The sequence below is a fragment of the Hymenobacter tibetensis genome (genome assembly GCF_022827545.1).
Taxonomy (GTDB): domain Bacteria; phylum Bacteroidota; class Bacteroidia; order Cytophagales; family Hymenobacteraceae; genus Hymenobacter; species Hymenobacter tibetensis.
Genome location: NZ_CP094669.1, coordinates 2,007,936 through 2,032,525 on the forward strand (window position 1 = coordinate 2,007,936; position 24,590 = coordinate 2,032,525).

The 24,590-nt window shown below is 55.6% G+C and carries 18 protein-coding genes; 9 read left to right on the forward strand and 9 right to left on the reverse strand.

Annotated elements, in window-relative coordinates; genetic code table 11:
- Positions 1-18: 18 nt before the first annotated feature.
- From MTX78_RS07960 to MTX78_RS07975, 4 genes are all read right to left on the reverse strand, one after another.
- Positions 19-420 (reverse strand): copper resistance protein NlpE, encoded by a 402-nt coding sequence (locus MTX78_RS07960; RefSeq protein ID WP_243801504.1) that lies wholly within the window; start codon positions 418-420, stop codon positions 19-21.
- A 184-nt stretch (positions 421-604) separates the two neighbouring features.
- Complete coding sequence (locus MTX78_RS07965) at positions 605-2,494, reverse strand: T9SS type B sorting domain-containing protein (RefSeq protein WP_243801505.1); 1,890 nt, start codon at positions 2,492-2,494, stop codon at positions 605-607.
- A gap of 340 nt (positions 2,495-2,834) precedes the next feature.
- The gene (locus MTX78_RS07970) at positions 2,835-3,827 is read right to left on the reverse strand and encodes an MBL fold metallo-hydrolase (protein WP_243801507.1); all 993 of its coding nucleotides are present in this window, start codon (positions 3,825-3,827) and stop codon (positions 2,835-2,837) included.
- Positions 3,828-4,014: 187 nt separating this feature from the next.
- Positions 4,015-4,431 (reverse strand): hypothetical protein, encoded by a 417-nt coding sequence (locus MTX78_RS07975; protein WP_243801508.1) that lies wholly within the window; start codon positions 4,429-4,431, stop codon positions 4,015-4,017.
- 1,181 nt (positions 4,432-5,612) lie between these two features.
- Here MTX78_RS07975 and MTX78_RS07980 point away from each other — a divergent pair.
- On the forward strand, positions 5,613-6,479 hold the full coding sequence (locus tag MTX78_RS07980) for an endonuclease/exonuclease/phosphatase family protein (protein ID WP_243801510.1): 867 nt from the start codon (positions 5,613-5,615) through the stop codon (positions 6,477-6,479).
- A gap of 236 nt (positions 6,480-6,715) precedes the next feature.
- Complete coding sequence (locus tag MTX78_RS07985; RefSeq protein ID WP_243801512.1) at positions 6,716-7,144, forward strand: BLUF domain-containing protein; 429 nt, start codon at positions 6,716-6,718, stop codon at positions 7,142-7,144.
- 83 nt (positions 7,145-7,227) lie between these two features.
- Here MTX78_RS07985 and MTX78_RS07990 read toward each other — a convergent pair whose 3' ends face one another.
- Entirely contained in the window at positions 7,228-7,635 is a 408-nt protein-coding gene (locus MTX78_RS07990) for a hypothetical protein (protein ID WP_243801513.1), read from the reverse strand.
- A 330-nt stretch (positions 7,636-7,965) separates the two neighbouring features.
- Between MTX78_RS07990 and MTX78_RS07995 the strand changes: the two genes are divergently transcribed.
- From MTX78_RS07995 to MTX78_RS08015, 5 genes are all read left to right on the forward strand, one after another.
- Positions 7,966-8,625 (forward strand): class I SAM-dependent methyltransferase, encoded by a 660-nt coding sequence (locus MTX78_RS07995; protein WP_243801515.1) that lies wholly within the window; start codon positions 7,966-7,968, stop codon positions 8,623-8,625.
- 202 nt (positions 8,626-8,827) lie between these two features.
- Positions 8,828-10,690 carry an OmpA family protein gene (locus MTX78_RS08000; protein ID WP_243801517.1) on the forward strand — a complete coding sequence of 621 codons (1,863 nt, stop codon included), beginning with the start codon at positions 8,828-8,830 and terminating at the stop codon, positions 10,688-10,690.
- A gap of 394 nt (positions 10,691-11,084) precedes the next feature.
- Entirely contained in the window at positions 11,085-13,229 is a 2,145-nt protein-coding gene (locus tag MTX78_RS08005) for an OmpA family protein (protein ID WP_243801519.1), read from the forward strand.
- Between the two features lie 188 nt (positions 13,230-13,417).
- Positions 13,418-14,368 (forward strand): citrulline utilization hydrolase CtlX, encoded by a 951-nt coding sequence (ctlX, locus tag MTX78_RS08010; RefSeq protein WP_243801521.1) that lies wholly within the window; start codon positions 13,418-13,420, stop codon positions 14,366-14,368.
- A 183-nt stretch (positions 14,369-14,551) separates the two neighbouring features.
- On the forward strand, positions 14,552-15,289 hold the full coding sequence (locus tag MTX78_RS08015) for an SDR family oxidoreductase (protein ID WP_243801522.1): 738 nt from the start codon (positions 14,552-14,554) through the stop codon (positions 15,287-15,289).
- Between the two features lie 109 nt (positions 15,290-15,398).
- Here the strand turns inward: MTX78_RS08015 and MTX78_RS08020 are convergent, their stop codons facing one another.
- Positions 15,399-16,925, reverse strand: coding sequence for a malate:quinone oxidoreductase (locus MTX78_RS08020; protein WP_243801524.1), 1,527 nt, complete (start codon positions 16,923-16,925; stop codon positions 15,399-15,401).
- A gap of 423 nt (positions 16,926-17,348) precedes the next feature.
- Here MTX78_RS08020 and MTX78_RS08025 point away from each other — a divergent pair, with 423 nt between their 5' ends.
- Complete coding sequence (locus MTX78_RS08025) at positions 17,349-18,467, forward strand: SPL family radical SAM protein (protein WP_243801526.1); 1,119 nt, start codon at positions 17,349-17,351, stop codon at positions 18,465-18,467.
- A 106-nt stretch (positions 18,468-18,573) separates the two neighbouring features.
- Here MTX78_RS08025 and MTX78_RS08030 read toward each other — a convergent pair whose 3' ends face one another.
- The 3 genes from MTX78_RS08030 to pncA all read right to left on the reverse strand — a co-directional run bounded on the left by MTX78_RS08030 (position 18,574) and on the right by pncA (position 21,334).
- Entirely contained in the window at positions 18,574-19,116 is a 543-nt protein-coding gene (locus MTX78_RS08030) for a GNAT family N-acetyltransferase (protein ID WP_243801528.1), read from the reverse strand.
- A 199-nt stretch (positions 19,117-19,315) separates the two neighbouring features.
- The gene (locus tag MTX78_RS08035; RefSeq protein WP_243801530.1) at positions 19,316-20,425 is read right to left on the reverse strand and encodes a mechanosensitive ion channel family protein; all 1,110 of its coding nucleotides are present in this window, start codon (positions 20,423-20,425) and stop codon (positions 19,316-19,318) included.
- 300 nt (positions 20,426-20,725) lie between these two features.
- Positions 20,726-21,334: a bifunctional nicotinamidase/pyrazinamidase gene (gene pncA, locus MTX78_RS08040; protein WP_243801531.1), complete on the reverse strand. Its 609-nt coding sequence runs from the start codon at positions 21,332-21,334 to the stop codon at positions 20,726-20,728.
- A gap of 286 nt (positions 21,335-21,620) precedes the next feature.
- On the opposite strand from pncA, the gene MTX78_RS08045 reads away from it, so the two are divergent.
- Positions 21,621-24,587, forward strand: coding sequence for a SusC/RagA family TonB-linked outer membrane protein (locus tag MTX78_RS08045; RefSeq protein ID WP_243801533.1), 2,967 nt, complete (start codon positions 21,621-21,623; stop codon positions 24,585-24,587).
- Positions 24,588-24,590 lie beyond the last annotated feature (3 nt).

The window sequence follows — 24,590 nt, forward strand, 5'->3', positions numbered from 1 at the left end:
AACCAATTACCTGTATACTCACTGGGCTTGGAGCGTGTAAGTGCTATAGTTACCTGCTGGAAATCCCTGAATGGTGAGAGTCAACAGTCTGTTACGCAGTAGAAAAGACCCTTGATCGGTGCGAGATTCCCCTTTCTTATCAGTGTAGAAAAAGCTGATTTTGTTGCCGGAGAAGGTGAAGCGGCCGGTTTGGTCGAAAGGTATGGTACTGCCGTTGGCAGTTAAGATTAGGTGCTTCTGGTAAGTGCCATTGGGGTTGAGCGTGAGAGTACCACCAACGCCGCGTGCCGCTATGGGTGTAGGGCCGCTACCTTTATCTAATATAGCGTACGTTAGATACGTATAGGTGGCAAAAAACGAGGTTCTCTGCCTAGGGTCAGGTGTAGCAAGGAACTGGTTGATTCCGCTAGCATTGGCCACGAGATGAACTTTAGCATACACTGATGCATAGCTCTGCAAAAAAACAGAAGAAAGAAGCAAACAAAAAGCGGGGTGACACACCATAAAGCAAATTGCAAGACACTAAGCGTTGAATCTAGGTAAGAAATAACGCTTCCAAGAAAAGGGAATACATCATGAAGTATATCGGTCAGCTGCAGTAGCGTTATCGTACAACCTCAACCCAGCCCTTCAGCTCCTCGTGCGTGTTCTTGTGGCGTAACATGTAATAATAGATGCCGGCTGGTTGGCCGTCCGCCTGCCAGTCATTTTGGTAAGAGACTTGATAATATACTTGCTTACCCCATCGATTGAATATTGCAACAGACCAGTTGCTGGGCTGAAAAGCTTTCATTACAAAGCGTTGATTTTCATTGTCTCCGTTGGGTGTAATGATGTTAGGTAAATCGCAGGCTGTTAGAGGTTGTGACACCACAACTGAATCGGTGACGGTACAGCCGCCGGCTGATTTAAAAGTTACGCGGTAGGTGCCCGGCTCGCTAACCCGGCGTGTAGGTTGCGTAGTGGCCCCATCGGCCCAACTGAACGTGCCTTCTGTGCTAGCTGCTGCAGTAAGCAAAATACCCGACTCACCACAAAGCAAAGTTCCCGTTTGCGTCTCAGTTCGAAGCCGTACAGTTGCGCTCGGTGGTATGGTCACTTGTCGGGTTTGCACCATGCGGCTGCCATCAGTAAACTCGGCTGTTGCTTGCAGTTCACGTGTTCCAGGCTGCAAAAAGACTGGAGCAATTTGCGACCCTGTATATACAGTTGCATCAGGTGAAAACGTCCAAGTTACATTTCGCAATACGCGTTTGGTACCACGTACATAGCTGCTAAACAGCGAAGGGCTGCCAGCGCAACTAGGCTCTCCCGTGATCTGAAATTCGTCTTGCACTACACTGGGTTCTAAAATCGGGTTGGCTATGTAGTCAGGCAATCCATATTGAGACCTAGCGAATAAATACAACGAATTCGTTCCAGGTACTAGGTAAGCGTTTCGTATGCTATTACAATTCTCTAATATTCTGAGTCCGGGAGCGTTGAAAACGGCGATATAAATTTTTCCGTTAGGACCCCGCAGAAAATCACCGACATAATTCTCATCCAATATTCCTAGTTCGCGTCGGGAAGCCCGAATCGTTTCAGCAGAGTTGGAAAAAACATCAAATTGTAAAACAGAGGCCCCCTCGTGCGTATAAAGCAAACTGCCATCTGGTGAGAATTCTACCCCAACACAACGACTCTGCTTGAGCGTACCACCATCTGAGGGTGTAATTAGAGCAAGCCCATTACTCACTTCGCCTGTGGATGGATTGAAATCAAAAAGTTGTACGCCACCTAAAAGCATTGTAACTGCTAGCCGACGGCCATCAGGAGAACCGCGAAGTACTCCTGTTTGAGCAGTAGTAGCAGCAGAAAATGTAGGCCCTACAGAGCTAACAACTGGGGTTGATGATAAGCCATCAGCTGTCAAAGCAAACGCATAAAATTTATTGTTATTAAACCCGTGCACTATAATCCAGTAATCGCGCCCATTGTCTTGAGGAATAGCAGTTAAGTGTTCGGTTGGCAATACCGCTTCTGGCAGGGGTATAGGAACGCCTCTCTTCGTGACAGCACCCAAACCGTTCTCCAACCGCATATCAATCAGCGAATAGCGAAAGCCATTACGCAAATTGTTTTCTTTGGAATCCAACGTAAAGAGATAGTAATCCCGAGTAGAGCCAACGCCACGCACTATTAGCGCTCCTTGGCTAGCAGAGGAATTACCCCCTAAGGGGAAGCCGTTGGGCATTAGATTATGGTTTTTCTGCCAAATACTTTCAGCGTCTGAATAAAACAGAAGATTTCCGTCATCATCAGCTATTGAGGCACAAGCCTCAAACGTATTCATTGAGCTAAATGCTATTGGAGCAGGATCCGGCTCTCCAGGCGTGAATTTCAATGATGCACGGGTACCGAAATACCAAACGTCACGCCCATTTTGTGCTTGCAGAATGGAGCTAGGTGCCAGAATGAAGAGCAAGCAGAAAAGTAGGATAGATTTAGGCATAAGTAGATTAGATAAAGTTGAATGTCAATAAGATGCCACCCATGCATATGCGAATATGTATAAGTTTAGCCTTGAGCGACGTGCGGCAACGTAATTTGTACTAAGTTGACAAACTATTAAATTAAAATAAGCATCCAGCTTCTAATTTTATTGGCAATTACGGTTGCGCGCCTAACGATTGTATCCAAGCTTGTTTTTAACCACAAACCCCACTCAACCAACAATGTGCTTGGTTGAGTGGGGTTTGTGGTTAAAAACAAGCTTAGGACGCAGCTAGGTGTTTAATGATCTAACGACCTTGCGTACATCTTGGTTGAGTTGATCGGCAACGATTGAGGGGCTACACGTTGTACTTCGGGCCTGCTGTGAAGCGTCGGGCCGAAACGTACTCGGTGGTGGGATACCCTTCCTTCCGGTGCTGCCGGCGGCGCTGCATCAGTAAGGCAACTCCTGCCAGCAATCCTACCCCCATAATAGCCAAGGTGATGCGCTGCGGGAAAGAGTCTTCCGGGGCCGGAGGAATGTAGGCCACACCGTTTTCATCGAGCCGGGCTGGGTCATTGACGTAGCGGCCGTGCGCCGGCATTGGGAAGAAGTTGGCAAGCTGCTGGAGGCCGTTGGTAGCCTCAACGCCTTGAATGGCAGGGCCATGGCCGCAGCCGATAGCCGCCGGCCGCAATGCCGCTAGCTTCTGCACCGACTCGCGTACCTGCTGCCAGTTGTAGTTGAACGGGGCGCCGGCCACACTCACTTTCGGGAGTTGCAGCAGCACCGATGGCACCGACTCGTGGTTGGTGGTAGCAAAGGCATCAGCCCCTAGCAACGTGGCGTCTTTCTCCCGAAACAGCGCTATTTGTCCGGGCGCGTGGCCGGGTACATGCAGCAAACGCCAATCGGGGAGGAAGGGAGCGGTATCGGAATCAGCTGGAATAGCCTGCACAACGCTGCTTAGCTGAAACGACTGCGGAGGAAAGAAACGAGACACAAAGGCCAGCGAACCTCCGTTGTCCACGGTGGGGTCGGCGGGCGGATACACGGCGCGGGCCGTGAGGAAGGGCAACTCCAGCGGATGCGCCAGCACAGGCACCTTCCAATGCTCGGCCAGTGCCAACGCCGAACCGGAATGGTCTAAGTGCCCATGCGTTAGAATAATAGCTGCCGGGCGCGTGCCAGGATAAAAAAGCGCATCGGCCGCGGCAATAATAGCTTTTTCGGAACCAGGCAGCCCGGTATCCACTAGCACCCACTCGCTAGGGGTACTGGTTTCCACAAAGTAAAGGTTAACAAACCGTTGGATGGTGAGCTGGTGCACGCCAGCAGCTACTTGTTTCATATAGGTCCGGCTGAATGAGGAGGTAGGTTTAGAAAGTAGTACGAGAATCAGGCTGCAGGGTAGAAGCTTACGGTTGAGTTTAATTTCCGGTGCTCGGCGGAAGGCACCATGCACAAACAAAAAAAGCTCCCCAGTTGTGGGGAGCTTTTTAAATAGCATGCAAAAAATGCTGTGGGTCGGGGGCAGACTATTGGCCTGTGGTAGAACCGCTACCGGCGGTAGAGCCAGTGCCAGCCGTGCTGCCGCCAGCCGTAGTGCCACCAGCGGTGGTGCTGCCGTCGGTAGTGCCAGTGCCACCAGCGGTGCTGCCGCCAGCCGTAGAGCCAGTGCCAGCCGTGCTGCCGCCGGTAGTAGTGCCACCAGTAGTGGTACCACCCGTCGTGCCGCCCGTAGAAGCAGTACCAGCACCCGTCATCGAGGTGTCGGCGCTCATGCCAGTGCCGGCATCACCGCCGGTACCGGCGTCGGAAGTGGAAGATTCGGTTGAAGTGCCGGAAGCGTCGCTGGTTTCGCCGCCAGCCTGGCTGCCTTCACCTGCATTGTTGCCGCACGAAGTAAACGTAAACGAGGCGGCCGCTAGGGCCATGAACAGTGCCTTTTTCATAAGTTTGTTTTGGTTGGTATGGGTGAACAAGAGTGGAAATGGAAGTTGCTTATCGGCTTAATACCAGAGGCAACTGCTTCTTAATACAGGACTTCAACGCGAGGTAACCCGGAATAGACTAATAAATCTTAGATTTATTATAACAGTTGAGCTTCATTCGCTTGTTGCAGCCTGCTAAAGCCGTTATCATCTAGGAAAAAAGGAGGGTGCTTGCTGGTATGCTAAGCTGCTTTTGAGGGCCTGCAGCGTGGTTTTTATCGGTTGCCGGTAGAAGCCTGGCTGACGGTTTGCGGCCCCCACTAACAAGAGCATAAGTAGTAACGACACACGCAAAAAATTAGGAAAGCGAATCATGGTATCGGAAAGAAAGCCGCAAACAAAGCCGCGCAAAGCTGCCCCGGTCCGATACGGGCAATCAGGAATATAGATCAGAAAGTGGTGTTAAGTTTTCGTAAACCCTGTAGGTTGCGCGCACTTCAGCACCAAGCTGGCCCTTATAATGGGCCGGTGGAAATACGCTCAGCACTGCTGCTGGGCTTTATGCTGGGCGTGTAAGTGCAGGTAGGCCGCACTACACCAAGTTGTTAAGCCAGGATGCAGTAGTAGACAACAGCAAACCGGTGAAAACTTAACATTGAAAAGTGCATCTACTGTTGAGTCAAGCAAAAACGGGCTATTAACTTTGTGGTAACAATCACTCACTATGCAACCACAAACTACTCCCTCGCGCGACAACCTGCTCACCGCTTTATTCATGATTAGCCTCGTAGTAATGGCGGCCTTGTACTTCACCTTAAAATAAGCCTGTGCCACCGCCGAACGTCACTATTCGGCTGTTTTATGCACGTAACAAACAGTGGCCCCCTAGCGTCGAGAAGTCGGCGCAGGGGGCCACTGTTTGTTGGGGCCCAGCGGTGGTTTAGAGGGATGATCAGTGCGCTTTTTGCACTCTGCAACTGCTTTGGTACGCTAGTGGTATAAGCATGTGGGGTAGGGACCCAAAGCGGCAAATAGCTTTTGCTGATCGTGTCTTTTAGCTTCCTTAACTGAACAGCACCACTCACGCTTGCAATAACACGTAGTAGCAATGAGTCCTGCTTTGTGTGCGGCCACTGCTGTACTAGCGTGTACTGCACATGAGGCGGGAGCAAAGCCCTGTTATTTCACTCTTTCTATTTCCTATGGTTGTCAAGAACGTTGTTGTCGTGTTTCTGCTGCTGGCCCTTGCGTTGCCCTCATCGGCCCAAACCATGAAGGTTGCCACCTACAACATCCGCTATGACAATGTCCAGGACACGGCCAACGCTTGGATGAAGCGCCTGCCTCACTTAACCAATCTGATTCGGTTTCAGGATTTTGATGTGCTAGGCACTCAGGAGGTATTGGCTAATCAGTTGCAGGATATGGCCAGCAAACTTCCCGGCTACGAACACATTGGGGTGGGCCGCGACGATGGCAAGCAGGGCGGCGAGTTTTCGGCCATCTTCTACAAGAAAGACAAGTACAATCTGCTCCAGCAAGGCACCTTCTGGCTGTCCCCGACCAGCACCGTACCTAGCAAAGGCTGGGATGCCCAGTTGCCGCGGGTGTGTACTTGGGGGAAGTTTCAAGAGAAAAACACCGGCTTCACGTTTTACATGTTCAACACCCACTTCGACCATGTAGGGGTGGAGGCCCGCAAGGAAAGTGCAAAGCTGATACTCGCCAAAGTCAAGGCAATGGCTGCCACAACCCCCGTTCTCCTAACCGGCGACTTCAACATCGACCAGCGTGATGAGAGCTATACCATCCTCAACACGTCTGGCGGCCTGAAAGATGCTTACCAGCAAGCCGAGGTGGTGTACGCACCCAATGGAACCTTCAACGGATTCAACCCACAAGCGAAAACCGACGCCCGAATCGACCATATTTTCCTGAGTCCAGCTTTCAAAACCACTCGCTACGGTATCCTGACCGACACGTATGGCGCAGGTAAAACACCTTCCGACCACTATCCAGTGGCGGTGGAAGTGCATTACACGGTAGGGAAGGCGGGCCCCAAAAAGTAACCCAGCTGAGTGCAAGGCTATATGAAAGTGGTGTTAGGCTAATAGGGCTCCAGGGCAGCCAGTTGCTTGCCGCACGATCTTACTTTAGCTAATGGCTGCTCTAAAGGCATTCATGACGGGGCTTGTTTTATTGCGGGCTAAAGCTCAAATTTATAGCACAAAGCAAATATAATATTAGGAAAATACAATGGTAGCACTGCCTTGTCACGGTGCTGTCTACTATTCTCGTTTCTTGTATGCATCATATTGTGTATCAAAGCTATGCTGTAGGGCAACCTGCCACCTCCGAGTTGCGGACGCTACTTAAGCAGGCACGGATCAACAACGCAGCCTTGGGTGTTACGGGCTTGCTACTCTACAGCCACGGGAGCTTTTTACAAGTGTTGGAGGGCGAGGTGGAGGTCGTGCAGGAGATTTACGCCAAAATTAAAGTCGATTACCGCCATACCCGCGTGATTACCCTCGCCGATGGGTATATCCAAAAACGATTTTTCACTGATTGGTCAATGGGGTTCCAGGAGCTTTCAGGAGACGATTTTGTGCGGCTTACTGGGTACATCAACCCCTACCGCTCCTCTTTCCTTGATGCGCACTTGCCCGAAATTGACGAAGACATGCTGGTATTGCTGAAGTCGTTTGTGCTGAACGATGGCTCGCAGATGTAAATAGGTTGGCAAGCAGAACTAAGCCCCGTAACAGAAAGCGCCACCATGTAGCATGGTGGCGCTTTCTGTTATAGAACTCCATATTACCGGTTCCGGTCGTTACGGTGAGCGGCTTCCCAGCGGGCGCGCTCCTGTGAGGTTACCTTGTGCTTTTTATCGTACCCGTAGTTGAAGTCTTTCTCGTTCCGGCCGTCGTAGCGGTTGTTGGAGTCCCGACGGTCGTAGCGGTCGGCCTGACGGTTGTTGTAGTCCCGCTTGTCGTAGTCACGGCGGTCGGTGCGGTGGGCGGCTTCCCAGCGGGCCTTTTCGGCTGGCGTTACTCTGTGTTTCTTATCGTATCCGTAGTTGAAATCTCGGTCGTTGCGGTCATCGTAACGACTATTTTCTGTGCGGCGCCTGTCATCGTCGCGGTGGTCGGGGGCAGCAGCCAGGGAGGCAGTCGAGGAGAACAGAACGAAAGCAGCGGCAAGTGAAAGCAAGGAGGTTTTCATACGTGACAAAAGGTTGGAAGAGGAAGGATGAAACTGTTGCCTTGAGGCAAACGGCTAATGAAAATGAAATGCTAAGCGCTTTAATCCCCAATTGCAAGCACGGTGCCGGCTTTGCTGTTCTCGCGTCAAACTCGGATTTGATCGGCCAAACAGCTGGTTCTATCTGTGAATCCCGGGTTTCAGTCGCCGTGGCCACGCGCAAGTAGCTGTACTAACGGGGGGCAGGGCGGATTGGGGTAAGGCTTGGCAACACGCCGAGGCTGTTCTGTTGTAGCCCATACATGCGCTGACCTTTTGCCCGTACACCTGTTTGATAGTTAAACACCAGCCATGAGCCCAGACGACACCTTCGCTTTCCCACAAGGCACTTTTCGGCGGCAAGACGAAAGCCCCGATGCCCATTTTTACCAGCAGCCTCGCTTCGTTACTCACATCGACGATGCGGCCATTGCGGCTGTCACGCAGCTTTACCGGGAGTACTTCGTGCCCGACAGCACGTTGCTCGACCTGATGAGCAGTTGGGTGAGCCACTTGCCCGCCGAGGTGCCTTACCGGCGCGTGGTGGGCTTGGGCATGAACGAGAAAGAGCTGCGCGCCAATCCACGCCTCGCCGACTATGTAGTGCAGGACCTCAACCAACAGCCTGCATTGCCCTTCGACGACGACACCTTCGATGGGGCCGCCATTTGCGTATCCATTGACTACCTGACGCAGCCTGTGTTGGTGCTGCGCGAATTGGCCCGCGTGCTACGCACGGGCGCACCCTTGGTTATTACGTTTTCCAACCGGTGCTTCCCCAGCAAAGCGGTAGCCGCCTGGCACGCCCTCGACGACCGAGGCCACGTAGCACTAGTACAGCAGTATCTGCAAGCGGCCGGCCAATGGCATCCTATCGAATTGCTCGACCGTAGTCCTGCTCCACGGCGCTCCGATCCGCTTTTTGCCGTAATCGGGAAAGTCAACAAATCTGAACCACGCCATACAGAATAAGCTGGCTGCTGCTTACTATTGGTGACCTTTCGGAGCGTATGTTTGAGGAAAAGGTTCCAGAAATGGGAACTTTCTTGCGCCGAATAGCATCCATAAGGGCTTGACGCGGGGCAGATAAAGTGGAGTGTGCAAAGAAGGAGATTTATACTATCCGTGGAGGGTGTGGTTTTAGTAAGACTAAAAATTTCCTTAAATAATGGTCATGAAGCGGGAAGAAACGGTACTGGAAGTAGTAAGCAGCTGCATACGTGCCGAGCATCTCAACCAGCTGAGTGCATTGGTAGGGAAGGAGCCTGCCGTAATGGGGCCAGTGCTGGCGCAGTTACTGCCCTTGCTAATACGTGCCCTTGCTGACCGAGCAGGCCGGGCACAAGGCGTTGAGTTTGTATGGAACCTAGTTCAGCAGGCGCAAACCAATCAAGCACTGGTGCAACTCGACGCCATGGAGGTAGCCCGTTGGGACGACCGGGGTGTACGACTCGTACAAAACCTACTCGGCGACTCCTACGAAACCACCACCTATCGTTTGGCCAACAAAGCCGGGCTGCCGCTGGCCGCGTATGCGCCAGTGCTGGAAGTAGGTGTGGCGGCGGTACTGGGCGCCTTGGGCAGATATACTACGGAACACGGCCTGAACCCCACCGAACTAAGTGAGTGGCTGCAAGCAGAAGTGCTACCTGCGGGCGGCTCCGTGATTTCGCCACCGAGTGCCGGAGCCGCCACAACTCGGCCCCTTCCCTCCCCGCAGGCTATGCCGGCCAAACAAGCACCAGCCCCTACGTTTGCGGCGCAGGCCGGGAAGTGGCAAGAAGTGGGCGGAGGAAGCATCTTTATACCTCAGCAGGCATCGGCTTCGAAAGCCAACAAACAGCGCTGGGTGTGGCCATTGTTACTGCTATTAGGCCTAGCGCTCGGCTACGGCATTTTCCGCTGGACGTATGTGCCGCTCCAGGCCTCGACGGAGCCTACAGTGCCCGTGGCGTATGCGGGCACGGCTGCCCAGCCTACTAGCGTGCCTGCACCGCCCGCCGCTACCCCCGCCGATGCAATACCCGCCGGCCACTATGATTCCGCCACCGACACGTATATCTATGACACCGGCCGGCCTCTGGTTATCACGCTCTTCAACGGAAGCACCCTGAAGGTTGGGGTCAACTCCACGGAGTACCAGCTGTACCGTTTTCTGGCCGATCCTACGCAGCAAGTTGATCCGCTGAATGCCGGCGCCGGTTGGATAACTGCCGACCGTATGTACTTTGCTCCGGACCAAGCCACCCTAACGCCTGCCTCCACAGAGCAGCTACGCAACCTAGCCACCATCTTGCGCACATTTCCGCGGGCACAGCTCCTGTTCGGGGGGTACACGGATAGCAGCAGCAACCTGAAAAACCGACAGCTAAGCGAAGCGCAGGCGCAAGCTGCCGTGCGTGCCCTGATTGCCCAGGGGATTTCGGCCCGTCGTCTGCAAGCTATTGGCTATGGCGAAGCGGCACCCGTAACCTCCAACAGCAGTCCGGAGGGGCGGGCGCTCAACCGGCGGCTGCTTATCAAAGTCATCAACAAGCTAGGGCCCTTGTTACCACCTGCTGAAGCAGGTTCAACGCCGCCGCTCTTAGCCGCTGCGAAGCCAACCGACAGCACGCGTTTACCGATTTCGCCGGCCCTTGCAGCGGCGGCTGGTGAAGGTCCCGTTGAGCCGGTTATCGAGCAAGAGGAAGCCGACAGCCGCTACGTGGTAAGCGTGCAGATGGCGTATCTTTTCACTGCTCCCACCCAAGCGAAGCCCACCAAGAAATATTTGCGCAAAGGCGACATCCTCTACGGCGTGGAGGAGCGTAGCGGCCTAGTGAAAATCAGGTTCTGGAACCCAGATAGCGCTCTGGCCACCGGCTGGCTGAAGCGGCGTGAGCTGCAAAAGCTGTCGGAAGAGGAAGCTGTACCTCCCACCCAAACCGATTCAAAGTCTGATAGTTCAGGGTCCACGTCATCCGACTCCGATGGCTCCGCATCTACTGTTGCGGTTCCTGAAGCAGCGCCTCCCCAAGCAAGTCGACAACGGCCCTAAGGCCGGCCTGCTTCAGGTTCGCCATCAAACCCAAAGCCCTACTAGTATTAGTTTTTGCTCGAATACATTTCGAGACGGAAGCTAGTGCTACTAGGGCTTTGGGTTGATAAGTGGGAGCTACGTCAGACAACTCATTACCGCGTCTAGCCACCTTGCTTGTCTTGCGGTTGGTGGTTGGGTATAGAAGCTCGAATAGCCGGTTGCAAGCTGGCATAAGCCTAATTTCTGGTTGCAGGAACCGCGAAAGAAAAACTCAGTATTGTTGGAACTTTTTTTAGAACTATAAATACATAACTGATTGATAGAAAGTATGTAAGGAGTTGTGGGATGTGGTACGGTTTATGGTATTTCAATAAAAAATTGTGTATCCCACAGACTATAATCTTACTTGACGATGGCCTTGAAGCGGGAAGAAACGGTACTGGAAGTAGTAAGCACTTGCATACGCGCCGAGCACCTCAACCAGCTTAGCGCAGTAGTCGGCCAGAGCCCTGCCGTAGTAGGGCCAGCCCTGGCGCAGCTCTTGCCGCTAGTGGTACGTACGCTCGCTGAGCGTACCAGCCGCCCGCACGGTGTCGAGTTCCTGTGGGAACTGACCCAGCAGGCGCAAACCAACCAGGTACTGAGCCAGCTCAACGCCTTGAATATAGCCAGCCAGGAGGGACGCGGGGTGCTGCTGCTGCAAGGCCTGCTCCCCGATAGCTACGAGACAACCATTGCTCGGTTGGCCATCAAAGCAGGGGTGCCGCTGGCCGCGTATGCGCCGTTGGTGGAAGTGGCAGTAGCAGCGGTGCTGGGCACTCTAGGAAAGTACACCACCCAGCACCACTTACAACCCACTGAGCTAGCAGACTGGCTGCAAAGCGAAATAGCAGTTGCCGGCAGCATGCACGCCTCACAGCCCCAGCGCAGCGCAGCAGCTTCCCTGTCGGCCATGCCTCGCCATTCTGGGTCCGGCAATGCGGCCCCGGCGCCTACGTTTGCAACGCGGGCTGGCCAGTGGCAGGAGGTAGGCGGGGGTAGCATTTTCACGCCGCAACAAGCCGCACCTGCCCGCCTCAAGGGAATGCAGCGTTGGGGGTGGCCTTTACTGTTGTTACTCGGCTTGGCGCTCGGCTACGGCTTTTTCCGCTGGACCGAAATTCCCACGCCGGTGGCCTCAACAGAGCCGTCCGTGCCCGTAACGTATACGTCTGCTAAAACGCAGCCGGCTTCTGTGGCGCCCACTACCCCGGCCTCAGTGCCCGCCGACGGCGTACCCGCCGGACACTACGATTCCGCCACCGATACCTACATATATCATACCGGTCAGCCACTGATTATCACCCTTTCCAACGGTACCACCCTGGAAGTGGGCTCTAATTCCACGGAGTATCAGCTGTACCGTTTCCTGGCCGACCCCGAGCAGCAAGTTGACTCGCTGAATTCCGCGGCCGGCTGGATCAACGTCGACCGGGTGTATTTCAATTCTGGGCAGTCCACGCTGACTACCAGGTCTACGCAGCAGTTGCGCAACCTGGCGGCTATCCTGCGCACGTTCCCGCGGGCTCAACTCTTATTTGGCGGCCACACCGATGGCAGCGGCGACGGCCTGAAAAACCTTTATCTGAGCGATGCCCGGGCGCAGGCGGCTATGCGTGCCCTGGCTGGTCAAGGAATTTCGCCACGCCGGCTTCAGGCCATTGGCTACGGCGAAGCCACGCCGGTGGCGGCCAATAGCGGCCCAGTGGGCCGGGCGCTCAACCGGCGGCTGCGCCTCAAGGTTGTCAACAAGTTGGGGCCTCTGCTACCCGAGCCTACCGTGGTGCAGCGGAATTCTGCACCGCTGGTGGCCCCGGTGGCAGGGCCAGTTACGGAGCCAGCTTCACCTACCTCGTCGCCTCGGCCTGTTGCTACGCAGGCGGTGGAGGTGCCAGCACTAGCAGAGCAAACAGCCCAAAGCCCAACAACTGCGGAGCCGGCCGCCGAGCAGGAGGCGACAGGTGATAGCCGCTACCGGGTGGCTGTGCGCACTGCCTACCTATTTGATGCTCCCACCCAAGTGCAGCCTACCAAAAAGTATCTGCGCAAAGGCGACATCCTGTACGGCGAAGACGAACGCAACGGACTCGTGAAAACCAGCTTCCGAAACCCCGACGGCGCAGTTACCACTGGCTGGCTGAAACTGCAAGAGCTTCAGAAGCTGTCGGAAACCACCACGGCCGCTGCCCCTGTTCGCAATGCTCCGAAGGCGGCCCGACTGGCAGCAACCACGGCGCCCACCGGATTCAACAAGTCGGCCTCTACTGTTCCGGCTGTTGGTGCGCGCGCCAAAGCCAACCCAAACGGGTCAGTAACGGCGGTGGTGCGTGTCGCCAAATCATACTTCTTTAATTCGCCGAATCTGAGCCAGCCGGAAACCCGCAAAGCGCACTGTGTGCGAGGCGACAAAGTGCAGCTTGTCAAAGACGGTGGCGATGCCGTGTACGTGACGTTCACCAACTGGGAGAAAGTAACCACGGCCGGTTGGATGCGCAAAGACGCCTTGGATTACAACTAATATCGTCAGCTCGAACAGGCAACAGCAGCAGTCCGCAGCTTGGCTGACCTGACGCCCGCCAAGTGGTAGTGTAATGCAAGAAGCTTACTAGGTGCACCTAGCAGTAACACAAAGAGGAATTTCAGTGAGGCACCAGTTCAACAAGAAGCCGGCTATTTTTGCCGGCTTCTTCTGCTTAAGTGAACGTCATGCAATCCTCTACTACGGTATTTCTGGTGCGCCCTGTGCGCTTTGGCTTCAACCCCGAAACTGCGGCTTCCAACCATTTTCAGCACAGTATGGCAGGCCTCGATGCCGCTGCCGTGCAAGCACGAGCCTTTGCCGAGTTCGACGCCCTGGTTGCCAGCCTGCGCGCCAAGGGAGTAACCGTGTGGGTTTTCGACGATACCCCCGAGCCAGTTAAGCCCGACGCCGTATTTCCCAACAACTGGCTGACCCTGCACCCCGATGGCCGAGTGCTGCTCTACCCAATGTGCGCCCCCAACCGCCGCCCCGAGCGCCGGCCCGACATTCTGGAAGCGTTGCGCCAGCAGTTCGCCGTCAAAGAGGTGGTGGATTTATCGTTCTACGAGCTGGAAGACCGGTTTCTGGAAGGCACCGGCAGCATCCTCTTCGACCACGAGCACCGGGTCGCCTACGCCTGCCTTTCGCCCCGCACCGATGCCGGGCTTTTCGCGGATGTAGCCGCTCAGCTTGGGTATCGGCCGGTAACGTTCCGGGCCTGCGACGCCAACGGCCAGGAAATCTACCACACCAATGTCATGCTGAGCATCGGGGCCGGGTTTGCGGTGGTGTGTTTGGAGAGTATCGTGGACGCCGCAGAACGCGCGGCTGTTGTGGCGTCGTTCGCAGCCACCAACCACGAAATCGTGGATATTTCTTTAGCACAGGTAGCGCAGTTTGCTGGCAATCTTCTGGCGTTGCAGCCCACCCAAGGGCCCGCTCTGCTAGCTATGTCGCAAAGCGCCTTTGATGCCCTGACACCCGCGCAGCGCCGCACGTTGGGCACGTATTGCGAGTTGCTGCCGCTACCTATCCCCACTATTGAAACCATTGGGGGCGGCAGTGTGCGGTGCATGCTGGCGGAAGTGTTTTTGCCAGCTATACCAGCTGAAAGCACCAATAGGAAGCAACCGTAAATTATGGTTTGGCTGGCTATTCAGGGGCATTTTTCCAGCTAGACAAGCGCCAGTGTAAGAGGGCGGCAGCACAACCCCGCAGCGGAAGTCGCAGTAAAGTTTGTTGGCAATAGTGTGCGGTGGCCTGTTGTGCCAGGCCGCTTGTGTTGTTGCCCAACTTTCCTCTCAACTACAATCAGTGTCATGAATTTAGCTGGAAATACAGTTCTTATCACCGGAGGGGGCTCCGGTATTGGCTTTGCCTTAGCAGAGCGTTTTGTGAAAGCCGGTAGTACGGTGGTCGTGTGTGGCCGCCGCGCCGATAAGCTAGAGGAGGCGCAACAGAAGCTGCCTGGTTTGCACACACGCGTCTGCAACGTAGCCGTAGCCGCCGAGCGGGTGGCACTGCTGGCGTGGGTCAGGTCGGAGTTGCCGGCGGTAAACGTGTTAGTTAACAACGCCGGCATCCAGAACCGGGTGTCGTTGGCCACTGACGCCGAAGCGTGGGAAACTCGCCAACAGGAAATTTCCATCAACGTGGATGCGCCCATACATTTAAGTATGCTGTTCATCAACCATCTGCGCGAACAGCCCAATGCTGCTATTATCAACGTGACGTCGGGCTTGGCCTTTGCGCCGGCTGCGTTTGCGCCCATCTACAGTGCCACCAAAGCGGCGCTGCACTCCTTCACGCTCTCTTTGCGGCATCAACTAAAGGATACGCCTATTAGCGTACTGGAAATCATTCCCCCAGCCGTCAATACCGACCTGGGAGGCCCCGGCTTGCATACCTTCGGGGTACCCGTTGATGCGTTCACTGATTCGGTGATGGAGCGGCTGGCCGGCGGCGAAATAGAAGTGGGCTACGGCACGTCGGAAAAAAACCGAATGGCTTCCCGCACAGAACTAGATGCCGTGTTCGAGCAAATGAACAACCGCTGATGCGCGCCTAGGGTAGTTGCTGCCGTCTACACACAGAAGGGCCGCGTTTTGAAGGTGCTCGGTACGAAGCTCCTCTGAAACGCGGCCCTTTTATGCGCCGAAAAACACCTTATTCCTTCTCAACCACGGGCTCCGGGTTCAGCCCCAGCACGGCACTGGTGCGGGTCCGAACCTGGGCTACCAGTTCCGGGTCGTCTGACAACGACAGCCCAAACGAGGGTATCATGTCGCGGAAGCAGGCTTGCCATTCTGGCGTGACCGACTGCTGCGGAAAGCACTTCTGAATCAGGTTTACCATGATGCTCACGGCCGTAGAAGCACCCGGTGAAGCCCCGAGCAAGGCCGCAATAGAGCCGTCGGCGGCACTCACCACTTCCGTCCCGAATTCCAGCACGCCGCCTTCTTTCTTGTCCTTCTTGATAACCTGCACGCGCTGGCCGGCAATGGCAAGTTCCCAGTCTTCGGGCCGCGCCTCGGGCAGATATTCCCGCAACGCCGCCACCCGGTCTTGCGGCGACTGGCGCACCTGCTGAATCAGGTACTTGGTAAGCGGAATGTTCTTCAAGCCGGCCATAATCATGGGCCGCAGGTTGTTGAGCTGAATGGAGCCCGGCAAGTCAAGGTACGAGCCGGTTTTCAAGAACTTGGTGCTGAAGCCAGCGTAGGGGCCGAACAGCAATTCGCGCTTGCCTTCTATCATGCGGGTATCCAAGTGGGGCACCGACATGGGCGGTGAGCCCACGGCGGCTTTGCCGTAGACCTTGGCCTCGTGCCGCGCAATGACGGCCGGGTTCACGCACTTCAGCCATTGCCCACTCACTGGGAACCCGCCAAAGCCGTTGGCCTCTGGAATTCCGGATTTTTCGAGCAGCGGCAAGGAGCCACCGCCAGCCCCGATGAAGACAAAGCGCCCACGCACTTTTATGGTCTCGCCCGATGTCAGGTTTTTGGCCTTGAGGCGCCATGTGCCGTCCTCTTTCTGGCGAAGTTTCTGCACCTCATGATGGAAGTGAAACGTGACGCCGGGTTTGGCTTCCAGCAAGTGAAACATGCCGCGGGTAAGGGAGCCGAAGTTCACGTCGGTGCCCAAATCCATACGGGTGGCCGCTACGGGCTGCTCGGCGTCGCGGCCTTCCATTACCAGCGGCATCCAGCGCGTAAGTTCTTCCCGGTCTTCGCTGAACACCATGCCTTTGAACAGCGCCGATTCGGTGAGGGCTGCGTGGCGCTTGCGCAGGTAGTCCACGTTTTTCAGGCCCCACACAAAGCTCATGTGCGGAATGTGGTTGATGAAGCGCTGAATGTCTTTCACCTCGTAGCGCTCGGCCAGGAAAGACCAAAATTGCTTGGACTCCTCGAACTGCTCGGCAATTTTGAGGGCCTTGCTGATGTCGATGGAGCCGTCGGGGCGTTCGGGGGTGTAGTTCAGTTCGCAGAACGCAGAGTGCCCCGTGCCGGCGTTGTTCCAGGCGTCGGAGCTTTCGGCAGCGGCCACATCCAGCCGCTCTAGTATGGTAATGGTTAGGTTGGGGTCCAGCTCTTTGAGCATCATCCCCAGGGTGGCGCTCATGATACCCGCGCCAATTAGCACGACGTCGGTTACAGGTTGTTCAGCTGAAATATCAGTGGTAGGCATAAAGCAAGTGACAAAGGTTCAGGAACCGCCCCAGCCCGATAGAAAGCATCGAGCCAAGGCGGATTAGAAAAAACAATCGTTGGGAGAGCGGAATTCCAGACTACGTCGAAAACTGCGGAAAAGGTGCTGTCAGGCACTTAAAGCAGCACAGTGCGCGCTAGTCAGGGCTACCAGCGTGGTGGTGTGCTTTGCAGCCGTTGGCAGCTTATCTGCCGCAAGTATAGCCCACAGAAAGCGGGAACAACTACTGCACAGGCTTACTTTTTCGGGCGCTGCGTGCGTGCGTGCGTAGCGGAAAGAAGGTGCTGTAGCGCTGTGAAACGCCTGATTTACAGGTAGTATAATATTGGTTTTTATCTGCTTTTAAGGACTTATATGGTGGTGTTTGGTGTTCTATCAACAGCTACCAAATCTGCCTACTTGATGTTCGATTCATTGCCTGTATTGCCCTTGTTCGATCAGCCCACCGCCGCCCCCTTTATGGCGCCGGAGCCCCTCACGAAGTCGGCCAAACTGTGGTTGCCGAAGCGCGTGCTGTTCACGCCCGATGCCCTTGATGAGCCTTTCGGCCAGCAGATTTACGAGCGAGTAACGGCGCACGACTTGGAGGTGGAAATCCTGAAAAGCAACCGCCTAACCAACCTGCGCGGCGCTGATGCGCGCGAAACCTACCGCAACGCTAAAAACACGCTGGCCGTGGTGAAAGCTCCGGCCGGTGCCCTGCGCCTACAGCCCACGCCTCCGTCTGCCGACTGGCAGATGAACCTGGCCGAAGGCTGCCCCGCGCACTGCCAGTACTGCTACCTCGCCGGTAGTTTGCAGGGCCCGCCAGTGGTTCGCGTGTTCGCCAACCTGCCTCAGCTCCTGGAGAATACGGCCAGCTACGAGCAGCCCGGCCGCCTCACTAGCTTCGAGGTGAGTTGCTATACCGATGTGCTGGGTATCGAGCACCTGACGGGCAGCCTGGCCGAGTGCGTCCGCTACTACGGCACCCGGGAAGGGTCGCGGCTGCGCTTCGTGAGCAAGTACGACCACGTAGACTCGCTGCTGAATTTGCCGCACCAAGGCCACACTCGGGCGCGCGTCAGTTTGAATGCCGAGCCGGTTGCGCGGCGCATGGAAGGCGGCACGGCCTCGGTGGAGGCCCGCATACAAGCCTTGCGTAAGCTGGCGTTGCCGGTGGAGCAGGGTGGGGGCGGCTACCCAGTAGGGGTGGTGCTGGCGCCTATCATGCTTATTCCTGATTGGCGCGAGCATTATACCAACCTGCTCGACCGGGTGGCCGCCGCCCTCGATTTCGACTGCGACCTGACGGTGGAGTTTATCACGCACCGGTTCACGCCCGGCTCCCGCGACGTGCTACGTGAGTGGTATCCCAACACAGCGCTCAACTTCGATGAGAGCATTCGGGCCGCGAAGCGCAACAAGTTTGGGGGCGTGAAGTACGTGTTCAAGCCCGACGACATGCGCCCGCTCAAGCAGTTCTTCTACGAGGAGTGGCAGCACCGCTTCCCCAATGCGCCCGTGCTCTACTGGACGTAGATAGATCAACAAGAACGTGCATTATGCCGCGCGCCGCGTTGGCTCCCGCAAACAGCTTGCCCGCTTCCAATGCAGGCCAGGCGTTTGCGGGAGCCAACGCGGCGCGTTACTTTTTGCCGTGCAGCTCGCGCCACTCGTGGTCCAGCATACTCATTTCCACGAGACTCCAGTACTCGTCGTCGTGTTTGAGAATGTCGCGCAGGACGCCGTCTTGTTTCATGCCGCACTTCTCGTAGCAACTGATGGCGGCCTTGTTGAAGTCGTAAACTCCCAGGTCGATGCGGTGTAGGCCAAGGTCTTCGAAACCAATTTTCAGGACCGCTTTTATCATGCCCTGGCAGATGCCCCGGCCTCTGGCGGTGGTATTACCAACCAGCACCCGGCTGATGCGGGCCGAGTTGTTTTTGCGGCTGATACCCCCCAGCGAAATATGGCCAACCACTTCCCCACTCTTCGACTCGATGGCCTTATACACCAACGCATCCGACTCCTGCAAGTCGTTGGTGCCTTCCAGATACCACGCCAACGAGCTTTCGGTGAGCGGAAAGCTGAATAGCGCCCCCGACCAGCTTTGCAGTAAGTCGGGTTCCTGAATCCAGGAAATTAGCTGCGAAAAATCGGCAGGGGTGAAGTATTCTAGCTTGATCATGAAGAGCAGGAAAAACGGGCGTACCGTGGTAGCAAAGGTGTGGTGGCCTAAAAATGGCGTGCCAAGATACAGCAGTGCCCGCTGGTGTGGAGCTTGCAAAGCACACCAACGACCTTTTTTGCGGTATGCCGATATATGTTCTTGGCTTACCAATACAACCAGTTTCGCCGCTACTAAGTGCCCTAGCGGGCAGGCCTGCTTAGCTTGCTTCCGCTACGGCTCCGGTGGGCAAGAACGGTTGGGTAGGGGCGTCCATGGTGGTGCGGGTTTTGGGTAGGCTAGCAGGATACTTGTCCTGAATGAAGGCCACCAACTGTTCCCGAACTGCGCAGCGCAAGTCGAAGGCCCGGCTGGAATTGGAGGCACTAACCAAGGCCCGCAGCTCCATGGTGCGCTCTTTAGAGTCGGTGACTTGCAGCACGCACACGCGCTGGTCCCAGAGCGGGTTTTCTTGCACAATGCGCTTCAGCTCGGTTCGGACCTCTTCCACCGGCAACGAGTAATCGGTGTAGATAAATACGGTGCCAATAAGCTGAGCGCCGGTGCGGGTCCAGTTTTGGAAAGGCTTCTCAATGAAGTAGTTGAGGGGTAGTACCAACCGTCGTTCATCCCAGATGCGCAGCACTACATACGTGAACGTTATTTCCTCGACTCGGCCCCACTCGCCTTCCACCACCAGCACATCATCAATGCGAATGGGCTGCGTGAAGGCAATCTGGAAACCCGCAAGCAAGTTGCCGATGGAGCGCTGGGCTGCAAACCCCACAATGACGCTGGCAATTCCAGCCGAAGTCAACAAGCCCGTGCCGATGCGGCGCACCGTAGCGAAGCTCATGAGCACCAAGGCCATGGCCACGAAGATGATCAGCGAAACCACCAGCTTGCGCACGAACTGCAACTGGGTGAACAGCTTCCGTACCTGCAGGTTGTTGTCGCCTTCCAACTGGTAGTGTTGCTTCACTAGGTCTTCTATCACGTCCACGGTCTTCACCAGCCCCCAGGCAAACGTGATGATGAAGGCCGTAACGGTTACCCGTTCCAGCACCCCCATATATTTGGGCGCAAGGGGCGCCAGTGGCAACACAAACAGCACGGCCAGCACCGGAAAAAAGAACGTGCTGACCTGGTTGAGATGCCGCGCCACTGAATGGGAAAGCAGCGTGGTTTCGCGGTTGTTGTAGGCCCGCAGCACCCGGAAAGCAACAAACTTAACCAGCAAGCCGAAGGCCAGCCCTCCTGCTACCAAAGCCAGGGTATGTAGAATAGCTTCCACCTGGTCGGGTAGAAGCTCCGGTAAGTTAAGTTTCATGTGCAACAAGCAAATCCATCTGCCATTACCCGGCTCTAGTGCCAAAGGTTGTCTGACACTCTATTTAAATGGCTTTTGCAGCCTACAGATACTGCCGCGGAATAGCGCATAGCTTGGCCACAAGACAAGAAGAACGTGCCTTAACGGAACGGTCAATTAAGCTTGCGCTTTCCTTGCCAGTTAGCTTTCTAGCGGCCGGCCTTCGCAGAAAACCAAGGCCAGCATAGCGTGTCTTATCGGAATTCGAAGTTCTTGGTAGGACACGTTGTGCTGGCCTTGGTGAGGTTAGTTTGTTGAACTTCAGCGGACGTCGGCGGCTTGCACAAACTGGGCACCATGCGCCAGCAACTCCTCGCGGGCCTGAGCGTATCCTTCGGCCGCAATAGCGCGGGTAGCGTCTTCAATGAAAAACACCTGGAAACCTTGCTCCAAGGCATCCTTGGCCGAGAAGTACACGCAATAATCAGCGGCCAAGCCAGCTAGATACACATCCGTTACGCCCCGGCCGCGCAGGTACTCGGTGAGGCCAGTGGCTTTGCGGTGGCCGTTGTCGAAGAAGCCACTGTAAGAATCGATGGTGGGGTCGGTGCCTTTGCGAAAGATGGCTTCAATGCGGTGCTGGTCGAGGGCGGGATGAAACTCGGCGCCGGGGGTGGCTTGCACGCAGTGGTCGGGCCAGAGCGTTTGGGGCAGGCCATGCAGGTCTATCTGTTGGAAAGGCTGCTGCCCCGGATGGCTGCTGGCAAAGCTACCGTGTCCGGCCGGGTGCCAATCCTGAGTGGCCACCACCAATTCGAAGCGTGACTGCAACGCATTGACCAGCGGCACGATAGCATCGCCGCCCGGCACAGCCAACGTGCCGCCCGGGATGAAGTCATTCTGAATGTCGATTAGCAGGAGGGCTTTCATGAAAGAACACAAAAAGTGAAGGCGAAAAGCAGAGGGTGCTTCTTTCCGTCCAATATAAAGCGGGTTTTGTATTAAGCCCCAAGACGAGTGCAGGCCACAGGAAAATAAACCTGCTGCTGCAATCGATGGCAACGTTGCCGGTAACGATTGCATAAAAAAACAGCCCCTAATCTGATCCGCAAAGGTTTGAGATACTTAATATCAGACAACGGTAACTTCTAGCTAGGCAACCATTCAGGCGTACCGTATCGATTTGCCTTCTCTCTTCACTCCAATTCCCACTAGTATGAAGCACGGTTTATTACTACCTGCCATTCTATTGTGCGCAGCCGCTCCGGCTTGGGCCCAACAGACCCGGCAACTTTCAGGGCAAGTGCTGGATGCCACCACCGGCGAGGGCCTAGCTGGTGTTACGGTGCTAGTGAAAGGCACCACCAATGGGGCATCCACCAACGCCGACGGTCAATTCACGCTGAGTGTACCCACCACGGGGGAGGTACAGATTACGGTCAGCTATATCGGCTACGTGACGCAGACAGTGACGGCCAAAGACCAGAGCAACCTGAAAATCAGGCTGGCCGGCGATACCAAGGCGCTAGATGAAGTAGTGGTTATCGGCTACGGCCAAGTGAAGAAAAGCGACGTAACCGGCGCCATTGTGTCGGTGAAAGAAGAAGACATCAAAAAGGCACCGGCGGCCAACGTCATGGAATCGTTGCAGGGGCGGCTGCCAGGCGTCGACATCGCCCGGACCAATGGCTCGGCCACGTCCGGCGTGAGCGTGACGGTACGAGGCAACCGCTCACTCACGGCCAACAACGGCCCGCTGTTCATTGTCGATGGGGTACAGTACAACTCCATTCAGGACATCAACCCCAACGACATTCAGTCGATGGAGGTGTTGAAAGACGCGGCTTCTACGGCCGTTTATGGTTCGCGCGGGGCCAATGGTGTTATCATCGTCACCACCAAGCGCGGCACCTCGGGCCAGCCGCGGGTTACCATCAATTCTTACTACGGCCAAACTGACGTTGCCAACTACCCCAAGGTAAGCAACGCCGAGCAGTACGTGGCACAAAAGCGCGAAGCCAATCGCACGACGGGTCTGTGGAATAGCACGGCGGACGATTCCAAAATTTTCACGCCTTACGAACTCGAATCCATTGCCAACGGGGTTTCCACTGACTGGATGGATTTACTGCTGCGGAAAGGCATCCAGCAGGAGCACCAGATCGGCCTGTCGGGCGGCTCCGAAAAAACCAAGTTCTATACCTCGTTCGACTACTTCAACGAGCAGGGCCTGTTCAAGCTGGACGACCTTAACCGCTACTCCATCCGCTTTAACATCGACCAGGAGATCAACAAGAAAATCACTATTGGTCTGCAAAGCCAACTGACGTATTACAACCAGAGCGTTCGGCGCGACCCCACCAACCAGGCCAACAAAATCAACCCGTTGCTCACGCCCTATGACGCAAACGGCGACATTGCCATTTTCCCCAACAGCGGCAACTTCATCAACCCCATCATTGATGAGGTGAATGGCAACTACGAGAACAACACGCGTACCACGCGCACGTTCACGACGGGTTATGCGAGCTACCAGATTCTGCCGAGCCTGAACATTCGCTCTAATTTGGGTTTGACGCTATCCAATGCCCGCACGGGTGTTTATTTGGGCAGCAACACCTTGGACCGCAACGGTTCAGTGCCGCAGTCGTCGTATGGTACGCAGTTCATCACCAACTGGAGCTGGGAAAACATCATCAACTACAACAAGACGTTCGGCGACCATTCCATTACCGCCACCGGCGTCACGTCGTTGCTTACCTTCAACACCGAGAATTCCAACGCGCAAGGCCGTAACCAGCTGCTGGCTTCGCAGCTCTACTACAACCTAGCCAACGCCAACCAGCAGATTGGTATCAACAGCGGCTACGAGGACAGCAAGCTGATTTCGTTTACGGGCCGCGTGCAGTACGGCTACAAAGGGCGCTACCTGCTCACGCTCACGGGCCGCGGCGACGGTTCCTCGAAGCTGGCGGCGGGAAATAAGTGGGCCATCTTCCCGTCGGCGGCCGCCGCGTGGCGCATCATCGACGAGGAATTCATGAAGAGCATTAGCACCTTCACCGACTTGAAGCTGCGCGCAAGCTATGGTCGGGCCGGCAACTACGACGTGCCCGTGTACTCGTCGCAGTCGTTGCTGACGCGTATTCCGTTTGGCTATGGCGAAACCAGTGCTCCGGGTTACACCTTCGCTAACCGCATCGGTAACCCCAACTTAGGATGGGAATTGTCAACGACCACCAACATCGGGTTAGACTTCGGCCTGTTCGACAACCGTCTCTCGGGCTCGATTGACGTGTACGACACGAAAACCAGCGACTTGCTGCTCGACCGGTTCTTGCCACTCAGCTCGGGCGTGTCCATCATCACGCAGAACATCGGCAAAACGCGCAACAAGGGTGTGGAAGTGGGCTTGAATGCGCGCCTGATCGACAACGAAAACTTCAAGTGGAACGCGGGTGCCGCGTGGTTTATCAACCGCGAGGAGATTGTGGACTTGGGCGGTGCCAGCAGCGACATCACCAATGGCTGGTTTATCGGCTCGCCCACTCGCGTGATCTACGACTACGAGAAAACGGGTATCTGGCAGTTGGATGAAGCCGACCAAGCCAAAGCGTATGGGCAGAAGCCCGGTCAGATCAAGGTGCGCGACCAAAACGGCGACGACCAGATTACGGCCAGCGCCGACCGCAAAGTACTGGGCTGGCGCGTGCCGAAGTGGAACGGTAGCTTCAACAGCGACTTCAGCTACAAAGGCTTCGATTTGTCGTTCCAGTTCTTCGCCCGCATCGGCCAGATGTTCAACTATGAGTACAACAGCTTCTACGACCCCCAGGGCATCGAGAACAGCTCGCAGCAGAACTACTGGACGCCCGAGAATCCCTCAAACGACTATCCGCGGCCGGATGCTAGCTTATCGAAAACCACGCAGCAAAACGCCTTGTACGGCAACACGCTATACTACCGCGACGGCTCATACGTGAAGCTACGTGCCGCCACGCTGGGCTACAACATTCCCCAGCCGGTACTGGAAAAGCTGCACATGTCGTCGTTGCGGGTGTATGTGCAAGGCAAGAACCTGGTGACGTGGAGCGACATCAAAGACTATGATCCGGAGCGCGGTGGCGCCATCACGTCGCCGATTCCACGGGTGGTGTTGGCCGGTATCAGCTTAGGTTTCTAAATC